At 65.7% G+C, this 17,175-nt stretch carries 15 protein-coding genes; 4 read left to right on the top strand and 11 right to left on the bottom strand.

Translation table 11 applies throughout. The features are described from left to right. Positions 1–148 precede the first annotated feature (148 nt). The gene (locus AC1VV3_RS17370) at positions 149–1,270 is read left to right on the top strand and encodes a zinc-binding dehydrogenase (RefSeq protein ID WP_482963059.1); all 1,122 of its coding nucleotides are present in this window, start codon (positions 149–151) and stop codon (positions 1,268–1,270) included. Positions 1,271–1,288: 18 nt separating this feature from the next. Here AC1VV3_RS17370 and dinB read toward each other — a convergent pair whose 3' ends face one another. Continuing rightward, positions 1,289–2,371 (bottom strand): DNA polymerase IV, encoded by a 1,083-nt coding sequence (gene dinB, locus AC1VV3_RS17365; RefSeq protein WP_482963058.1) that lies wholly within the window; start codon positions 2,369–2,371, stop codon positions 1,289–1,291. A 168-nt stretch (positions 2,372–2,539) separates the two neighbouring features. Here dinB and AC1VV3_RS17360 point away from each other — a divergent pair, with 168 nt between their 5' ends. Continuing rightward, positions 2,540–2,950 (top strand): SRPBCC family protein, encoded by a 411-nt coding sequence (locus AC1VV3_RS17360; protein WP_482963057.1) that lies wholly within the window; start codon positions 2,540–2,542, stop codon positions 2,948–2,950. 57 nt (positions 2,951–3,007) lie between these two features. Beyond that, the gene (locus AC1VV3_RS17355; protein WP_482963056.1) at positions 3,008–3,562 is read left to right on the top strand and encodes a GNAT family N-acetyltransferase; all 555 of its coding nucleotides are present in this window, start codon (positions 3,008–3,010) and stop codon (positions 3,560–3,562) included. A gap of 20 nt (positions 3,563–3,582) precedes the next feature. Here the strand turns inward: AC1VV3_RS17355 and AC1VV3_RS17350 are convergent, their stop codons facing one another. The 8 genes from AC1VV3_RS17350 to AC1VV3_RS17315 form a co-directional block, all read right to left on the bottom strand. After that, complete coding sequence (locus AC1VV3_RS17350) at positions 3,583–4,302, bottom strand: FadR/GntR family transcriptional regulator (RefSeq protein WP_314466236.1); 720 nt, start codon at positions 4,300–4,302, stop codon at positions 3,583–3,585. Continuing rightward, a complete protein-coding gene (locus AC1VV3_RS17345; protein WP_482963055.1) occupies positions 4,299–5,075 on the bottom strand; it encodes a helix-turn-helix transcriptional regulator in 777 nt (258 codons plus the stop codon). The genes AC1VV3_RS17350 and AC1VV3_RS17345 overlap by 4 nt, the downstream gene beginning before the upstream one ends. 73 nt (positions 5,076–5,148) lie before the next feature. After that, positions 5,149–6,459, bottom strand: a complete 1,311-nt coding sequence (locus AC1VV3_RS17340) for an MFS transporter (RefSeq protein ID WP_482963054.1) — start codon at positions 6,457–6,459, stop codon at positions 5,149–5,151. A 95-nt stretch (positions 6,460–6,554) separates the two neighbouring features. Beyond that, positions 6,555–7,964 carry an FAD-binding oxidoreductase gene (locus AC1VV3_RS17335; RefSeq protein WP_482963053.1) on the bottom strand — a complete coding sequence of 470 codons (1,410 nt, stop codon included), beginning with the start codon at positions 7,962–7,964 and terminating at the stop codon, positions 6,555–6,557. 4 nt (positions 7,965–7,968) lie between these two features. Further along, positions 7,969–10,089 carry a TonB-dependent receptor gene (locus AC1VV3_RS17330; RefSeq protein WP_482963052.1) on the bottom strand — a complete coding sequence of 707 codons (2,121 nt, stop codon included), beginning with the start codon at positions 10,087–10,089 and terminating at the stop codon, positions 7,969–7,971. A 269-nt stretch (positions 10,090–10,358) separates the two neighbouring features. Then, a complete protein-coding gene (locus tag AC1VV3_RS17325; protein WP_132265534.1) occupies positions 10,359–11,120 on the bottom strand; it encodes an SDR family NAD(P)-dependent oxidoreductase in 762 nt (253 codons plus the stop codon). Between the two features lie 9 nt (positions 11,121–11,129). Continuing rightward, complete coding sequence (locus AC1VV3_RS17320; protein WP_482963051.1) at positions 11,130–12,617, bottom strand: carboxylesterase/lipase family protein; 1,488 nt, start codon at positions 12,615–12,617, stop codon at positions 11,130–11,132. Between the two features lie 132 nt (positions 12,618–12,749). Next, a complete protein-coding gene (locus AC1VV3_RS17315; protein ID WP_482963050.1) occupies positions 12,750–13,232 on the bottom strand; it encodes a hypothetical protein in 483 nt (160 codons plus the stop codon). A 286-nt stretch (positions 13,233–13,518) separates the two neighbouring features. Between AC1VV3_RS17315 and AC1VV3_RS17310 the strand changes: the two genes are divergently transcribed. Next, positions 13,519–15,171 carry an FAD-binding protein gene (locus AC1VV3_RS17310; protein WP_482963049.1) on the top strand — a complete coding sequence of 551 codons (1,653 nt, stop codon included), beginning with the start codon at positions 13,519–13,521 and terminating at the stop codon, positions 15,169–15,171. Positions 15,172–15,216: 45 nt separating this feature from the next. Here the strand turns inward: AC1VV3_RS17310 and AC1VV3_RS17305 are convergent, their stop codons facing one another. Further along, on the bottom strand, positions 15,217–15,930 hold the full coding sequence (locus AC1VV3_RS17305) for a GntR family transcriptional regulator (RefSeq protein ID WP_134096019.1): 714 nt from the start codon (positions 15,928–15,930) through the stop codon (positions 15,217–15,219). A gap of 30 nt (positions 15,931–15,960) precedes the next feature. Then, positions 15,961–17,079, bottom strand: a complete 1,119-nt coding sequence (locus AC1VV3_RS17300; RefSeq protein ID WP_482963153.1) for a Rieske 2Fe-2S domain-containing protein — start codon at positions 17,077–17,079, stop codon at positions 15,961–15,963. Positions 17,080–17,175 lie beyond the last annotated feature (96 nt).

Below are 17,175 nucleotides of genomic sequence, written 5' to 3'. Positions count from 1 at the left end.
CCGGCCGCCGCCCACGCGGCTCTCATGACCGCCTCGGGCGACCGGACGCCTTGCACAGCAGGCGGGGCCGACTAAGTTGGCCCGGACGTGCCGCGCTGTAGAGCGCCCTGCCAGCTTCGGCCCCCTCGGCCGCCAACCGGAGAAGATCATGGACCTCACTGGACGCGAACTGAGATCAACGATCGAGGACGGCAGGCTCACCCTGTCGCTTGAAGACGTTCGCATCGATGAACCTGCCGACGACGAGATCGTCGTGCGCGTGGAGGCCGCACCGATCAATCCGAGCGATCTCGGCCTGCTCCTCGGCCCGGCGGATGTCTCCACCATGGAAAAGCTCGAAGGCGATCGCCCGCGTCTGCGTTTTGCCATTCCGGAAAGCCGCATGTCCGCCGTATCCGGCCGGCTTGGCCAGTCGATGTCCGTCGGCAACGAAGGGGCCGGCATCGTCGTGGCAGCGGGCGGCAGCGCGGCGGCGCTGAAGGGCAAGCGGGTCGGCATGATCGGCGGCGGCATGTTCGCCGACTATCGCCGCATCAAGGCCAGCGACGTGATCCCCCTGCCCGATGGCGCGACTTCGGCCCAGGGCGCCTCGATGTTCGTCAACCCGCTGACGGCCCTGGGCTTCGTCGAAACGGCCCGGCGCGAAGGGCACAAGGCCATCGTTCATACCGCAGCGGCCTCTAACCTGGGGCAGATGTTGCAGAAGATCTGCCTCCACGACGGCATCCCCCTGGTCAATATCGTCCGCTCCGAGCAGCAGGCCGACATTCTGCGCAAGATCGGCGCCGAGCACATCGTCAACAGCCAGGACGAGGACTTCGGCGCCCGGCTGGCCGAGGCCGTCGAGCAGACCGGCGCCACCGTCGCATTCGATGCCATCGGCGGCGGCACGCTTCCCGGCACGATCCTCCAGGCCATGGAACGGGCTTCGTTGAAGCGGATGACGGAATATAGCCGTTACGGCTCCATGGAGTTCAAGCAGCTCTATATCTACGGCGCCCTGGACCCCTCCCCCACGGTGCTGAACCGCCTTGCCTTCGGGTTCCAGTGGGGCGTCTCGGGCTGGCTGCTCTTCCCCTTCCTCCAGAAAGCCGGTCCCGAAGTGGCGATGAAGCTGCGCAGCCGCGTGGTGGCGGAACTCGATACGACGTTCGCCAGCCATTATTCCCGCGTCATCGGCCTGGCCCAGGCGCTCGATCCCGACGTGCTGCGCGTCTACGAGCGCAAGGCGACGGGCGAGAAGTTCCTGATCGATCCGAGCCTCGGGTGAAGCCTGTCGGCATGGCGGTCAGCGGGTGCCGAACAGCGGCAAGGCCGCTTCCTCTTCCTCGGGCTTGTCGAAGTTCGACACGGTAACGCCCACCAGGCGTATGCCCTTGTCGGTCGGGAGGACGGAGCGGATCAGCGCGAGGCTCGCCTCGCGCAAGTCCTCATGGCGGCGGACGACGCCGGGCTGGGTACGGCTGCGCGTGATGAGCTGGAAATCACCGTACTTGACCTTGACCGTCACCGTGCGTCCGAAGGCCTGCGCCCGCTCGCACCAAGCCCAGACATCGTCAGCCTGACCGAGCACACCGGCCTCGATCTCGGCGTCGAGCGTGAGATCCCGGTCGAACGTGGTTTCCGAGCCGGAGGACTTGCGCTCACGATCCGGATTGACCGGCCGCTCGTCTATGCCGCGCGCGATGCGGAAGTACCATTCGGCCGAGCTTCCGAAATGCCGCTGCAGGAATTCCAGCGACTTGCCGCGCAAGTCTGCGCCCGTTTCGATGCCCAGGCGCTCCATCTTGGCCGCCGTGACCGGCCCCACGCCGTGGAAGCGCTTCACCGGCAGCGTCTCCACCCAGTCCGCCCCCATGTCGGGCGTCACCGCGAACTGCCCGTTCGGCTTGCGCTGGTCCGACGCCAGCTTGGCGAGAAACTTGTTGTAGGAAATGCCCGCCGAAGCGGTCAGCCCGGTTTCCTCCAGGATGCGCGCGCGGATCTCCTTTGCGGTCTTCCACGCGGTGGGAAGGCCGCGGCGATTGGCGGTGACGTCGAGATAAGCCTCATCGAGCGAGAGCGGCTGGACGAGATCGGTATAGTCCGAAAAGATCGCGTGGATCTGCCGCGACACGGCCTTGTAGACGTCGAACCGCGGCGGCACGAACAGCAGGTCCGGGCAGCGGCGCAGCGCCGTGACCGATGGCAGCGCAGAGCGCACGCCGAACTTGCGCGCCTCATAACTGGCCGCCGCCACCACGCCCCGCGCAGCAGCATGGCCGACCGCCACGGGCTTTCCCCGCAGTGCAGGATCGTCCCGCTGCTCGACCGACGCAAAAAATGCGTCCATGTCGACGTGAATGATCTTCCTGTCCGCAGCATCCGGCATATCGAGAGCCTAGCACTGCGCGAACAAAATGTGAACACGTGACGTGCGCGGACTGTTCGATCCGTCGGATTTCCGGCACGGCTGCCTTTTCGGCGGCAAGCGAAAGGCGCAGGCAATACATATCTCGGAGGCTATCTCAGGCACATCGATGCCCTGTTGGAGCCGACCATGACGATCCTTGACGCGCGCGCCATTACACGCACGATCGACTGCCCGTTCGATGCGGCCTATGCCTTCGCATCCCTGCCTGAAAACTTTCCGGAATGGGCCTCCGGCATGTCATCCTCGCTCCACCGGGACGGCGAGCGCTGGCTGGCCGAAACGCCCGCGGGCACAGCCACCGTGCGGTTCAGCCCGCCCAATGCTTTCGGCGTGCTCGATCACTGGGTATTTTTGCCCGGCAAGCCGGAAATCTACATACCCCTGCGCCTCGTCGCCAATGGCGAGGGGACCGAAGTTGTCTTCCTTCTGTTTCGACAGCCCGGCATGTCCGACGAGGACTTCTTTGCGGACGCCGCCACGGTGACGAAGGATCTAAAGGCGCTCAAACGCCTGCTGGAGGCGGAGAGCGCCGAATGACGAGATCGACCGGAACGGTGATAAGGTAACGCATCCGGCCAGGCAGGGGACGACAGGATGACATCGAGAGATCAAGCGGTGAGCGAGAACCAGGCACTGCCCGTCATCGTCACCGAGCGGCTGACCTTGCGCGGGCGGACGCCTGACGATGCCGAAGCCCTGTTCCCGGCGATGTCCGATCCGGGGATCATGACATGGTGGTCCCGAGCGCCTTTTGCCGACCCGCGCGAACTGCGCGAGGATTTCGGGTTGGAGAAAGCCGGATCGTGGCGAACCTGGGCGGTCCTGGAGACTGGAAGCCGCCATGCCATCGGCTTCGTCTCGGCCGGGAGCAAGCGGCAAGGTGTCAGCGAGGTCGGCTATCTCCTCTCGCGGGAGGCGCAGGGCCGCAGGATCGGCCGCGAGGCCGTGGCCGCCGTGATCGGACAGCTTTTCGCGGAGGGCCAGCGGCGCGTCTTCGCCGATACCGACCCCGACAATCGCGGTTCGATTGCGCTGCTGGAAAGCCTGGGCTTCCGGCTGGAAGGCCATCTGCGCGGCGAATGGCACACTCACATCGGCATTCGCGATTCGCTGATCTTTGGCCTGCTCGCCTCGGAATGGCGCGGCTGAACGGAGCGGATAGCCCGGCCCTATCCGTTCAGCAGCTGATCGCCGATCGATGCGTCGAAATGGGCGGTCATGGCCGCAGCCGCCGCGTCCGGATCACGGTCGGCAATGGTCTGGGCGATGCGGCGGTGGAGACTGAGGATCGCCGCCTTCTCTTCCTCGGTCCGCCGGGTATCCCAGGCGCGCGGCACGGCGAACTCCATCTGCGGCTCGAAAGAGCGGACGATCTGGCTGAACAGGAAATTGCCCGAGGCGGCCGCGATCACCTGGTGGAAAGCAGTATCGAAGGCCGTGATCTGTGCCATGTTGCCATCGGCGCGGGCCATGGATTCCGAGAGAGCGAGGATCTGCTCGGCCTGAAGGTCGCTGCGCTTCTCGGCCGCCAGCGCGGCGATGCGGACTTCGACGGTGCGGCGCACGTCCCATACTTCGGCCACGCTGATCTGCGATGTGGCCACGGCATGGTCGAGCGAGGTGCCGATCACCGAGCCGTCGATCGCACCGACGCGGGGACGTCGGCCATTGCCCACGTCGATCAGGCGCAGGGCAGCCAGTGCGCCGAAAGCCTCGCGCATGACGGCGCGACTGACACCGAGATCGGCAGCGAACTGCCCCTCACCCGGCAGCGTATCGCCCACCTTGAGGTCGTTCGAACGAATATGGCCGCGCACGGCTTGAACCGCCTGCTCCACCAGCGAGCCGCCGCCCTCCGCCATTCGCCCTTCCAGCGTCCGTGTCGTCACGCGGCCAGCCTCCCTGCCCGGTAGTAAGTGGGCGCCTGCCCGAACTTGCGGGCGAAGGCGCGGGTGAAACTGGCATTGTTGAGATAGCCGCAGCGGTAGCCGATGGAAGAGACCGGCAGATCGGTGGAAAGCAGCATCTGTCCCGCCCGGCGCAGCCGTTGATCGGCAAGGGCATCGGCCACGCTGCAATCGAACATCTCGCGGAAACCCCGGGTGAGCTTGGCGCGGTTGAGACCGGCTGCGCGGGCGATCATGTCGAGCGTCAACTTTTCCGCCCAGCGTTCGTCGATGATGCGGCGCGCGGCCAGAAGCCGGCGGGTATCGGCGCTGGAAATCACGCGGTCCTGGCTGACGGGCACGAGATCGCCCTGCCCTTGAGCGCGCAGGATATCGCAAAGCAGTTCGATGCTCTTGGCCAGACGATAAGGCGTGCGCGCCATCTCCGGCAGGTCGCAATCGCGAATGGCCAGGGCTATGGCCCGCAAGTCTGCCGGGAGGTGATGGAGCGCACCGTCGGCGGGCAGCGAGGCCGCGCCCAGGATCCGCTCGCAAGCGGCGCGTGCCACCAGCAGGATCACCCGCTCCTGCCGCTCGGCGTCCAGAGACGGGCAATCGGGGGCGGCCAGGTAGCGCAAGGTCGCTGCTATGCCCGCAGAGCCAAACGTCACCACGAAAGCGACCGGCGCGGCTGGGGGCGAAAGCGTATCGAGCGGCGGCACGGGGCCTGCTCCAACCAGACTGACCATTTCCGGCGACACTTCGATCGCAGCCATTGGGGATTCGTTTTCCATCGCCCCTCCTCTCCTCTTGGCAGGATAACCTATCTGACAGCTTCTGCAAGAGCTATCAGATAGGTTCCAAGGTCGCGGAAAGCGGCGCCCGGCGCATGGCCTGGAGGAACGCCAGGACCGAGACAGCTCCTACGATAGCGCCGACGATCGCCAGCCCCTGCCCCAGGTGCGCCTCGCCGCCGAGCAGGCCGCTGACCCAGGCCACCAGCGAAGGTGCCACACCGAAGCCGACCAGCCCGGCCAGGGCGATGAAGGCGCCGATGCACAATCCGCGCAGTTCGTTGGGGATCAGCACGGTGAGAGCCACCGAAGTTATCAGCCCGGTGACCGTACCGCAGAACATCAGCAGGCCTACCGCAGCGGCGAACAGCGGCACGCTCGGGGCAATGGGAAACAGTGCCGCCGGTACGCCTGCCGCGGCCGCCAGAACCGCGCCGATCAGCAAACCGCCCCGGCGCCCGGTCTTCTGGCCAAGATCCGCCGCAAGCCCGCCAAGGATCGACCCCACCAGCCCGGCCGAAAAGATCAGCGCGCCCATCCATCCGGCGAAGACCTCAGGTGCCAGGCCATAGCTGCGCGACAGGACCGGCGAGGCCCAGATGCTGGCGGCCGCATCGGCCATGACCACGCTCACTTGCCCGATGAACAGCGGGATCAGGAACGCCCGCCTGGCCCAGAGTTCGTGGACGACGACCGCGAATGGCGCATGGATGCTCGCCTCGACTTCGTGGCGCTCGGGTTCCCTCAAGGCAAGCAGCGGCAGGATCAGGCACACGCTGATCGCGGCCAGCAGGACATGGGTTCCGCGCCATGGGGAGAGGCCGTGCATGAAGGGAAGCGGCGCGTGGATCATCGCGCCCAGCAGCCATCCCGCCAGCGCGAAAGCGCCTGCCTGGCCCAGGCACTTGCCCAGGGTCACGACGAGCATCGCCCGCCCCCGCTGCTCGGGCGCGCAGAGGTCGGCGGTCAGCGAGAGCGCGGCCGTCAGCGCGCCAGTCGTGCCGATGCCCGCCATCATTCGCGCCAGGAACAGCACCGGCAGGTTCTGCGCGAAAGCGGTCAAGAGCGTGCCCGCGGTCCAGACCAGCCCCAGCAGAAGCAGCAGCCGAACCCGGTTGCGGCGGTCGACGAGGATGCCGATCGGGATCGAGAAGACCACCAGCGGCACCGCTGCCGAAACGCCCTGGACAAGGCCCAAGGCATAGTCGCTCAGCCCCATTTCCGCCTTGGCGCCTTCCTGCACCATGCTGAAAGAACCCATCATCGTGAAGCCGCCCGCCATGGCGAGCGCCAGGATCAGCAGCGGCATCAGCCGGTGGCGGAAGGAGGGCGCCGAACGGGGCGCTTCGAGAGTGAGGCTGGTCATGTCTTGCGATCCCGAAAGGTCACCCGGCCGCCTGGGGGGTACCAGAGGCGACCGGGCGGTTCCGCCCCACCCGGCGGAACGTGGCTCAGGCGTTTTCACTCGGAAAACGCGAAAATCTTGCCCGGATTGAACAGGTCCTGCGGATCGAGCGCCCGCTTGATGAGACGCATCATCTCCACCGCCTCGCCCAGTTCGGCAACGAGCCAGTCCTGCTTGCCAAGGCCGATGCCGTGCTCCCCGGTGCAGGTGCCGTCCATCGCCAGCGCGCGCTCCACCAGGCGGGCATTGATGGCCTCCACTTCCTCCATCTCCGCGGGAACATCGGGGTCCATCGAGAAGACGACATGGAAGTTGCCGTCCCCGACATGCCCCAGGATCGTGCCCGGAACGCTGGATCCTTCCAGGTCGCGCTTGGTCTCGGTTATGCATTCGGCAAGGCGGCTGATCGGCACGCAGACGTCGGTCGCCCAGCCCACGGCCCCGGGGCGCAAATTGACGGCAGCGTAATAGGCCTCGTGCCTTGCCTTCCAGAGCTTCGAGCGCTCTTCTGGAAGGTTGGACCAGCGGAAGGCGCTGCCACCGTTCATGTCGGCGATCTCGCGCACGGTTTCCACCTGCTCCTCGACATAGCGGCTTGAGCCGTGGAATTCGAAGAACAGCGTGGTCAGTTCCGGGTAGTCGAGCTTCGACCAGCGGTTGACCGCCTTCATCTGCAAATCGTCCAGGATCTCGACACGCGCCAGCGGCACGCCGAGCTGGATCGACTGCACCACGGTATCGACCGCGCCTTCCAGCGTCTCGAAACTGCATACGGCCGAGGAAATCGCTTCGGGAATGGCGTGAAGGCGCAAGGTCACTTCGGTGATGATGCCCAAGGTGCCTTCGCTGCCGATCATCAGGCGGGTGAGATCGTAGCCCGCCGCCGACTTGCGCGCCCGGCGTGAGGTGCGGATGTCGCGGCCGTCCGGCGTGACGACCCGCAGCGACAGGATCGCCTCACGCATGGTGCCGTATCGCACGGCGTTGGTGCCCGATGCCCGGGTCGCCGCCATGCCGCCGATGGTGGCATTGGCGCCCGGATCGATGGGAAAGAACAGCCCCTGGTCGCGCAAGTGTTCGTTGAGTTGCTCGCGCCGCACACCGGCCTGGACGGTGCAATCGAAGTCCTCAGCATTGACTGCAAGGATCGCATCCATCTGGCTGAGATCGACCGTGACGCCGCCCCTTACCGGCAGCGCATTGCCCTCGATGGACGTGCCCGCGCCATAAGCCACGATCGGCACGCCCGCCGCCACGCAGAGCCTTACCAGTTCGACCACGTCCTCGGTCGAACGGGCGAAGACCACGGCGTCCGGCAGCGCGGGCTCGAAATGGGCCTCGCTCTGGCCATGCTGGCTGCGGATGGCTTCCCCTGTAGCCAGACGTTCGCCGAAAGCGGCGTGCAGGCTATCGAGGAAGCCGTCCGGCAGGGGCTTGCGGGGCGGTTGGGGGGGAGACGCGCCCATCGGATCAGAACCGGAAGCTCGCGCGCACGCCGTAGCGTCGCAGGTCGCCGATGATGCCCAGATCCGATGCCGGCAGGCCCGCCAGCGCCAGGGTGGTCTTTTCGATGTAGGAGTCGAAATACTTCTTGTTGAACAAGTTGTTGCCGAACACGGAAAGCTCGATCCCGTTTTCCATCCGGTAAGTGATGGAGCCGTTGAACAGGACGTAGCTTTTCAGGATCGTCGCCGTCGTCTGGTTCAGGCTGGCGGCGGAGCGGCTGCCCTTGCCGTTGACGCTGGCATTGAAGGTCAGGCTGTCCGCGCCGACCGGCACGACGTAATCGCTGGAGAGGTTGAACATCCAGTCCGGCTGGAAGGTCAGCCGGTCGGTCGCCAGCGTACGGCCGGTGACCTCGGTATATTGCGAGGAGTCGGTCAGGCGCGCATGCATGTAGGTGGCGCCGCCCGAGAGCGTCCATTGCTCAACCGGCCGATAGCTGAACTCCAGTTCCGCGCCGTAGCTTTCGACATCGCCCGAATTGAGGTCGACGGTGACGAGGCCGCCGGTCGAGGACGGGGCGATGGAATTGAGGCCGATGTAGTCGCTGTAATCGTTGTAGAAGAGATCGCCCGAAAGGGTGAAGCTGCGGTCGGCCGAAACGTACTTGGTGCCCACTTCGTAAGTCCAGGCGGAGTCGCCCTTGTACTTGCGGACGGGCGCGGTCACCGCATTGAACCCGCCGCCGCGATAACCGCGTGCGACCGAGGCGTACGTCATCAGTTCGGGCGTCCAGTGGCGCGTGACCGAAAGGCGCGGTTCGACCTGGTCTGACTTGAGACCGACGCTGCCCGCGGCGCCCGCGTTGATCGCGCCGCTCGCCGAGCGGTCCTCATGGTCGTAACGCAGGCCCAGCGCCACTTCCCAGTCGGGATTAGGCTTCCAGAACACCGTACCGAACGCGGCATACGTGTCGGCCTTGGTCCGGTTGCTGTTGTTGTTGGTGAGATTGAAGGGAACGATCAGCGTCGCCTGGTTGGAACGCGTATCCTCGCGGCTGTAGAACAGCCCGAACAGGGTGGAGAGCTGGTCGCTGAGCTTGGTGTCGAAGCGCAGCTCCACCGTCTTGGTGCGCAGGCTGTCGCTGGAGGCCTGGCGCACGATGTTGAGCGGGCCGAAGTCACCGTCGGTATCGGGCGCGCTGCTGTTGCGCGCGTCGTAGGCCGCCTGGAGCGTCACGGTGGTGGCGATGGCCTCGATCGGCGTCTCGACCTTGGCATTGACGCCGCGATACTTGTAGGTCGTGGTGCCCAGGGTGTTGAACTGGTTGCTGCGCGAATAGTCGGTGGGGCCGGTGACGCGGGCATAAGGGACATTGGTGCCCTTCACCCAGTCATAGTAGCCGTTGACCACCAGCGTCAGGTCTTCGGTGGGCGTCGCGCGGATCGTGGCGCTGACCGAATCCGTGTTGAACTTGTTCGACTTGCCGCCGATCGTGGTATTGTTGATGAAGCCGTCCTGCTGGCGGTGCGAGGCACCGACGCGAACCGCCAGCTTGTCCGTGACGATTGGCGCCGAGACCGAGCCCGACACCAGCCAGGAATCGTCCGGCCCGGCGTAGCTCGCCTGTCCTCGCGCCTCGAACTCGTTGCCGGGCTGGCGGGTGATGACGTTGATCGCGCCGCCCAGCGTGTTCTTGCCGTAAAGCGTGCCTTGCGGGCCGCGCAGCACTTCGATCCGCTCGACGTCGAGCAGCGGATTGTTGAGGTAAGCGGTATTGGGCCGGTAGATGCCGTCCACGAACAGACCGACGCCAGGCTGGACCGACTGGACCAGCGTTACGCCGACGCCGCGGATCGAAACGAAGGCGCGGCCGGCGCCGTCGCTGCTGATATTGAGACCGGGCGTCAGCACCGCTGCCTCGCGCACGGAGTTGATGTTGCGCTTGGCCAGCGTGTCTCCCGAGACGGCCGTGACCGCGACGGGTACGTCGAGCAGGGTCTCGGTGCGCTTGCGGGCGGTGACGACGATTTCGGGAGCGGCGCTATCGGCCGAAGCGGCCGGTGCGCGCTCCTGCTGCGCGGTAGCCGGCGATGCGGCCAGAGCCAGACACGATGCGCCGACAGACAGGCAAACCCTGAAATTCATAGATCCTCCCTCGCTACCGCCTGCCGAGGTCCATGCCTGGCAAGTCGGCCAATTCAACCTATAAGACAGGTCTAACCTATCTGAAAGGTCCTTGGGGAGTCATTTCGAGTTTGCCGATCGGCGCAATGTGTTGACCGATCGGCATCGGCGGGGAGACGGTGGGCGCCTGCAGGCCCGTTGTCCTGCTTTAATAACGCCAACAAAACAACGTCATCCTGAAACGGATCTAGGATGACGTCGTGAGTGGAAGATGGCTGGTGATCTTACGGTTACCAGCAGGTGTAGCCCCCGTCGGCCAGCACGATGCTGCCGGTCATCAGGCTGGCCGCATCGGAAGCGAGGAAAGCGACGACAGAGGCCACTTCCTCCACTTCACCGAGACGGGCCATCGGCGTGGAGTCGATCCAGCGGCGATACATCTCGCCCTGCTTGTCGGCGAACTCGTTGAGCGGCGTGCGGATGTATGTGGGCGCCACGGCATTCACCCTGACGCCCCGGTCCGCCCACTCGGCGGCAAGGCTGCGCGTGAGCTGATGGACGGCCGCCTTCGAGGCGTTGTAATAGCTCTGACCCTGCGGCCGGTTGACGATGAAACCGCTCATCGACCCGACATTGACCACGCTGCCACGCCCGGCCGCGAGCATGTGCCGCCCGAAAGCCCGGGCGCACCAGAACGTGCCGTTGAGATTGACATCGATGACGTTGAGCCAGTGCTCGTCCTCGACCGTTTCGGCCGCCGTCTCGCTGCGCGCAATGCCGGCATTGTTCACCAGGATATCGATCGCACCCAGTTCATCGGCGACCTGGGTTACCCGGGCGGAGTGAGTCACGTCCATGACACGGCCCTCGCAGGCATAGCCCTTTTCCCGCATGGTCCCACGGGCGCTCTCGATGGCGGCTTCGGACAAGTCGGCGATCACCACCTCGGCGCCCATCTCGGCCAGCGCCTCGACGCAGGCGAGCCCGATGCCGCTGGCGCCCCCGGTGACGAGCGCGCGGCGCCCATCCAGTTTCAAGCGTTCAAGATACATGGAAGGTCCTCAGGGAAGGAAGGGGGCGATCGGGAACGGCGGTTCCTCGACAGCTTCGCCGCGTTCCAGCTGGAACACGGCGCGATGCTCACGGGTGAATTCGCGCCAGGGCAGGCTGCCGTCGCGGGCGAAATCCACCCAGATGCGGTGGACGCGGTCTGCCAGTTCCTGCGGAGGATTTTCCCCGCAAAGACCGTCGGAACCGGTCGTCGTGGCCAGGGAGTCGAACACGAAGGGCAGTTCCATGGCGTGGGCGGCGCCCAGCCCGCCGAACAGCGGGGAGCGCCATTCGAACTCGTACATATGCGTTCGGCCCTGGTGTTCCTCGGCAAATCGGCGGGCCGGCCAGCGGAAGACCAGATCGTTCGCCGCATCTGTGAAGGCATGGCCCGGCTTCACCCCGCGGCGGCCCATGCCGTAAGCCTTGAGCAGCTTGCGCGCATGCGGATGGACGCGGTGGAACACGTACGTTGCCAGGAGCCTGCCGATCTTCTCGCGCAGCCCGCTCGGCACGAAGTAGAGGTTCATCTCCTCGGCATTGGTACCGATCAGCAGCTCTATTTCCGCGCCGGTGCCGGCCTTCAGCGCATCGAGCGGTTTCAACGGCAGGACATCGTCGCCATGGACCGGAACGAAGCGGCTGATGCCGAACACCGGTTCGTGCCCTTCGGCGTCGCGCAAGTCGAGCCGGGTGGTGGGCAGGCTGACTTTCTCCACCGCGTCCAGCAACGTCTCGCCGGGCTCGACACTGCGATAGCCTTCCGCATCCGGGGAAATGCGCAGGAGTTTGGCCAGCTTGCGGACGAGCCGCTGCGCCACCGCGATGTCGCGGGTCATGCGGCCGTGCCCGCTCTGAACGATGGCGCGGCGGAAAAGGCCCTTGGCGAGCGGCGAGGCCACAAGATCGGCGATCGCCATGGCGCCCGCGGATTCCCCGAAGACCGTGACATTGCCCGGATCGCCGCCGAACGAGACGGCATTGCACCGCACCCATTCGAGCGCGAAAAGCATGTCGCGCAGACCGAGATTGGTGGGCACGCCCGGAATGGGCAGGAAACCATCGACACCCAGGCGGTAGTTTATCGAAATGAAGACGATACCGTCCCGCGCGAAGCTGCTGCCGTCCTGGACCGGCGCGTCCTTGCTGCCGATCACGAAGCCGCCGCCATGGATAAACACCATGACCGGTCTTCTCCGGCCGTCTTCGGCCTGGCCATCGCCGGGCGCGAATACGTCCAGCGTCAGATATTCATCGCCGTGCCGCCAGCCCTCGCCGACAAGCGCCGCCGCGTCGAGGCCGGGCACCCCCTTGACGCGCTGCGGGGCGTTCGGTCCGGGTTCGAGAGCGTCACGCACACCGTCCCATGGCGCCGGATCGCGCGGGCTTGCAAACCGGGCCGCGCCGACCGGTGCCGCCGCATAAGGCACGCCCCTGAACCGCGCGACGCCTCCGTCCACGATGCCGCGTATCGCTCCCGCTGTTGTCCGGACGATCACCCTTGCCTTCTCCCTGCCATTCCTCGGCTTTTCAACGCGAGAATAGCGGCTTGGGGGCCTCCTCCCACCTGCTTTTACTATGCAGATCGGCGCAATTCGATTGCCTTCCGGCCGAGGAACGGAGCCGGGCGGTCAGAAATAGATGTCGATGTAGTCGGTCAACGCGTCGCACCATTCGAATTCCCGCAGCCGGTAATAGCTGCGGTTCTGAGTGATGGCGAAGTGCCAGGACTTGTCCTGCGAGCATGAGCGGCCGGGATCCGGCGTGTTCGTAATGCTGATGCGGCCCTGGAAGGTGAAGTAATCGGCGCCGATCTCGGTTATCGTGCCGTCCAGCACCAGCCTGCCCGGCCCGCCCGCTTCCGCCTGGATGCCATGCAGCTTCCACACATCGCCCTCGCGCCGGACATCGGCGCTGCCGCGTCGATCCCAGTCGATCCATTGCAGGGTCAAACCCTTGTTCGCCAGAAGCCGTGCCGCCCCTCGCTGGTTGAGGATGCGGGTCGCCTCGCCCTGGCTGACGGCGCGCGGCGGCGCCTCGTCCGCCTGCGCTGCGGGACCGCTGGCCGCCAGCAGGATGAGCGGCATGAGAATGTGCAGTGCAGTGGCTTTCATCGCCTTGGTTGCCTTCTTCGCTGCTGGGGGTGGTCGATCGCCGGGCAGGATAGGCGGGGTTCGCCGCTCTTTCCAGTGGCTTGCGGGAAATGCCGGGTCGCGGCCGACTCCTCCCGGCGGCGATGCGGGAACCTGTTCAATCTGACAGTCACGCTCAGAAAATCAGCCATTAGTCTCGTGCGCAAAGCAGCGCCCGCATCGAACGAGTCTCGGCAGGACCGGGTTGAGGCAGGGCCGCTCGCCAAAAAATCGACACGGGAAAATCGAAGCAAAAGGGAGACAAAGGATGGGCGAAGACCCCGAATGGGACCTGGAAGCTGACGTCGTGGTGCTCGGATCCGGCGGCGCCGCCATGACGGCGGCGATCTCCGCACACGACTTTGGCGCGAAGGATGTCGTCATCCTGGAGAAGACCGGAATGGTCGGCGGCACCACCGCCATGTCCGGCGGCATGCTCTGGATCCCGGGCAACCATCATCAGGCCGAGGCCGGCATCGCGGAATCCGACGAAGACGTGGTGGCCTACCTCGATGCCCTGGCTCCGGGCGCGCTCGATCCCGATACGCTGGGCGCCTTCATGGAATGCGGGCCGGAAATGATCCGCTATCTGGCCGACAGGACGCCGGTGCGCTTCCATGCCTACGCCGATTTTCCCGACTATCAGCCCTATATGCCGGGCGCGAAACCCGATGGCGGGCGCTCGCTGGACAACGATGCCTTTTCCTTCGAAAGACTTGGCAAATGGGCAACGCGGATCAATCCCACGAAAATGGCCTATCCCGTCCGCGGCAGCCTCATGGAGGCGATCAACGGAACGCTGGATAAAGCCACACTCGCGGAGCGCGAGGCCGGCGACTACCGGGGGCTGGGCCAGGCGCTGGCCGGATCGCTGTTCCGGGCCGTGCTGGACCGCGACATTCCCGTCCAGTTCGAAAAGCGCGCCCGCAAACTGGTGAAGGACGGCGACCGCGTGGTCGGCGTCGTGGCGGAAGACGCCAATGGCCGCGATTTTCGCGTGCGCGCGCGCCGCGGCGTAGTGATCGCCACCGGCGGTTTCGAATGGAACGAGACACTGGTGAAGACCTTCCTGCGCGGTCCGCTCACCGGCCCGGTAAGCGTCCCGGAAAACGAGGGTGACGGCCTGCTCATGGCGATCGAGGCCGGCGCGCAGCTTGGCAACATGCAGCATGCCTTCTGGCAGCAGAGCGTGCTCGAATTCGAGCCACAGCACCGCGCGGCCAAGCCCAACTACCTGCTCGGCTCCGACGAACGCGCCCGTCCCGGCGCCATCCTCGTCAACCGCGCCGGCAAGCGCTTCGTCAACGAGGCCGCCAATTACAACGCCATGGGCAAGGCGCTGCACGCCTTCGACGCAGGCACTCACGCCTATGCCAACCTGCCTTACTGGCTGATCGTCGACCAGCGCTACCGCGAAAAGTACCAGACCTTCAACACGCCGCCGGGCGGTCCCACGCCGTCGTTCATGATGAAGGCTGACACGCTGGAGGAACTGGCGGAAAAGGCAGGCATCGACGCCAAGGGGCTGACTGCCACCGTCGCCCGCTTCAACGACATGGTGCGCAAGGGGCATGACGACGACTTCAACCGCGGCGACAACACTTACGACAATTTCTATATGTGGGGCGATGCCGAATTCGACCCGCCTTACCGGACGCTGGGCGTGATCGATCGGGGACCCTACTATGCCGTCAAGATGGAGTCCGGTGCGCTCGGGACTGCCGGCGGCCCCAAGACCAATGCCGATGCCCAGGTGCTGGACTGGAGCGGCCATCCGATCCCCGGCCTCTACGCTGCAGGCAATGCCATGGCGGCCGTGCTGGGCGAGGCCTATGGCGGCGCGGGCGGCACTTTGGGACCGGGGATGACTTTCGGCTATATCGCCGGGCGCCATCTCGGCACGTATATTCCCAATCACTGACGCGGGACGGATGGACCGGCGCAACCTCTTCCAGCGCCGGTTCCCTCAGCGAAAGCGCTGGAACAGGCGCTCGCTGCCCAGTGCCGCCCGGGCATGTTCGGCCATGCCGCGCTCCGCGGCCGGCGCATCCCCCAGTCTGATCGCGGCAATTACCGCCAGGTGATCGCGGTGCGCCGAATGGAGGTGGGCGAATTCGTCGGCCGGCTCGTTTTCCAGCGCGAGCGCAACAGCCGAAGCGAACGGCAAGTGGTCGTTCCGCTCCAGCGCCTGGCCGATGGAAGGATTGCCGCTGGCCTCTACCAGCAGGTTGTGAAATGCCAGATTGTAGTCGTGGAAACGATCGACATCGCCCTGGGCCAGAGTGCCTTTCGCGAAGATCGCCTCGCCCTCGGCAAGGCAGGCCGCAAAGCGTGCATCTTCGGCCGGGGTCAGTCCGCGCACCGCGAGCCGCCGCGCCGCCAGGCCCTCCAGCACGCCGCGAACCTCGATCGCGCCGTGAATGTCGGCCGCGGAAATGGAGCGCGCCGCATAGCCGCGCGCCCCGAGTTTCTCGACCAGCCCCTCGGCCTCCAGCGCGCGCAGTGCCGTGCGCACCGGCATGCGCGAGACGCCGAGGGCCTCTGCGGTGGCGATCTCGGCGATCCGCTCGCCGGGACGAAAACTGCCTTCCGCGATCATCCGCCGCAACGAGATGATGACGTGCTGGCCGGGCTTCAACCGGCGACCGCCTTGCGCTTGGGCATTCCGTTCATCGTCCATGGCCTGCTTTCGTCGGCACGAGGCGAACTGTCAAACCCCGCCGGCTTCCTCCCGCGCCGGCTCGGCGGGCAGATCGCCCGCGCTCGCCGCCCCGTTCGGCTCTGGGTTCTCGGCGGCGATGGCCCGGTCGATCATCATGCGCGATCGCACGCCACCGGCATCGATGTTGAGCTTCAGCAACCGCCGTTCCGGCCAGCGCAGCAGGTTTGCCTGCTGTTGCTCCAGCATGTCGAGGTCTTCCGAGAAGATCTTGCCCTGGCCTTCGCGAATGGTGTCCGTAAGCGCCGCATCTTCGACGGCGAAGCGGCGCGCCATGCCCCAGAAGTAGTGATGGCTGGTCTCGGTTTCGGGCGTGATGAAATCCACGACGATGCTGGAGGCCTTGGCCGCTTCCGGCGCGTCGTAACCGCCGTGGCCCTCAAGCGCCACGCCCACCTCGATCATGACATGGCTGGGCAGCGAGAAGCGGCAGACCTGCCAGCGGTCGACCGTGGCATCCTCGCTGAGCCCGGCGCCCCGCAGCGCCATGCGCCAGAACGGCGGGGCCTTGATCCCTTCCATGAACCGGCTGGTGACCACTTCGTTCTCGTCGGCCCGCGTTCGGACCGGCGCCTCGTCGATTTCCTTCTGGCCGATGCTGGCGGCATGGACATACGTCTCATGCGTCAGGTCCATCAGATTGTCGATCATCAGGCGATAGTCGCAGGCGATGTGATAATAGCCGCCGCCATAGGCCCAATCGTCGCTTTCCGCCCATTCCAGATGGTGCAGCCGCGCAGGATCGGCCGCCTCGGGATCGCCCGGCCACACCCAGATGAAGCCGAAGCGCTCTATCACGGCGAAACGGCGGCCGGCCGGGAAACCGCCGACCTTCTGGCCGGGCATTTCCGCAGCCTTGCCAAGGCAGTCCATCACCAGCCCGTGATAGCCGCAGACCAGCCGTCCCTCGCGCATGAAACCGAGCGAAAGCGGTGCACCGCGGTGAGGGCAGAAATCTTCCAGCGCCGTGGGGACGCCCTCCGGCCCGCGAAAGAACACCATGCGCTCTCCGCAGATCGTTCGGCCAAGCGGACGGTCTTCGATCTCATCGGGAGTGCAGGCGACGTACCACGCGTCTTTCGGCCAAATCCGGCCCTCCCCTGCTTGCATTGCGCTGCCCATACATCCGCTCCTGTGAATTGTTATTGGATCCAATAATGAATTTATTGGATCCAATGTCAAGAAGCGGATGCGGCAGGCGCGGGC

Source organism: Novosphingobium sp. BL-S-34, assembly GCF_056857015.1.
Note: the sequence above shows the minus strand (reverse complement) of the source record. Positions and strands in the feature narration are given on the sequence as shown.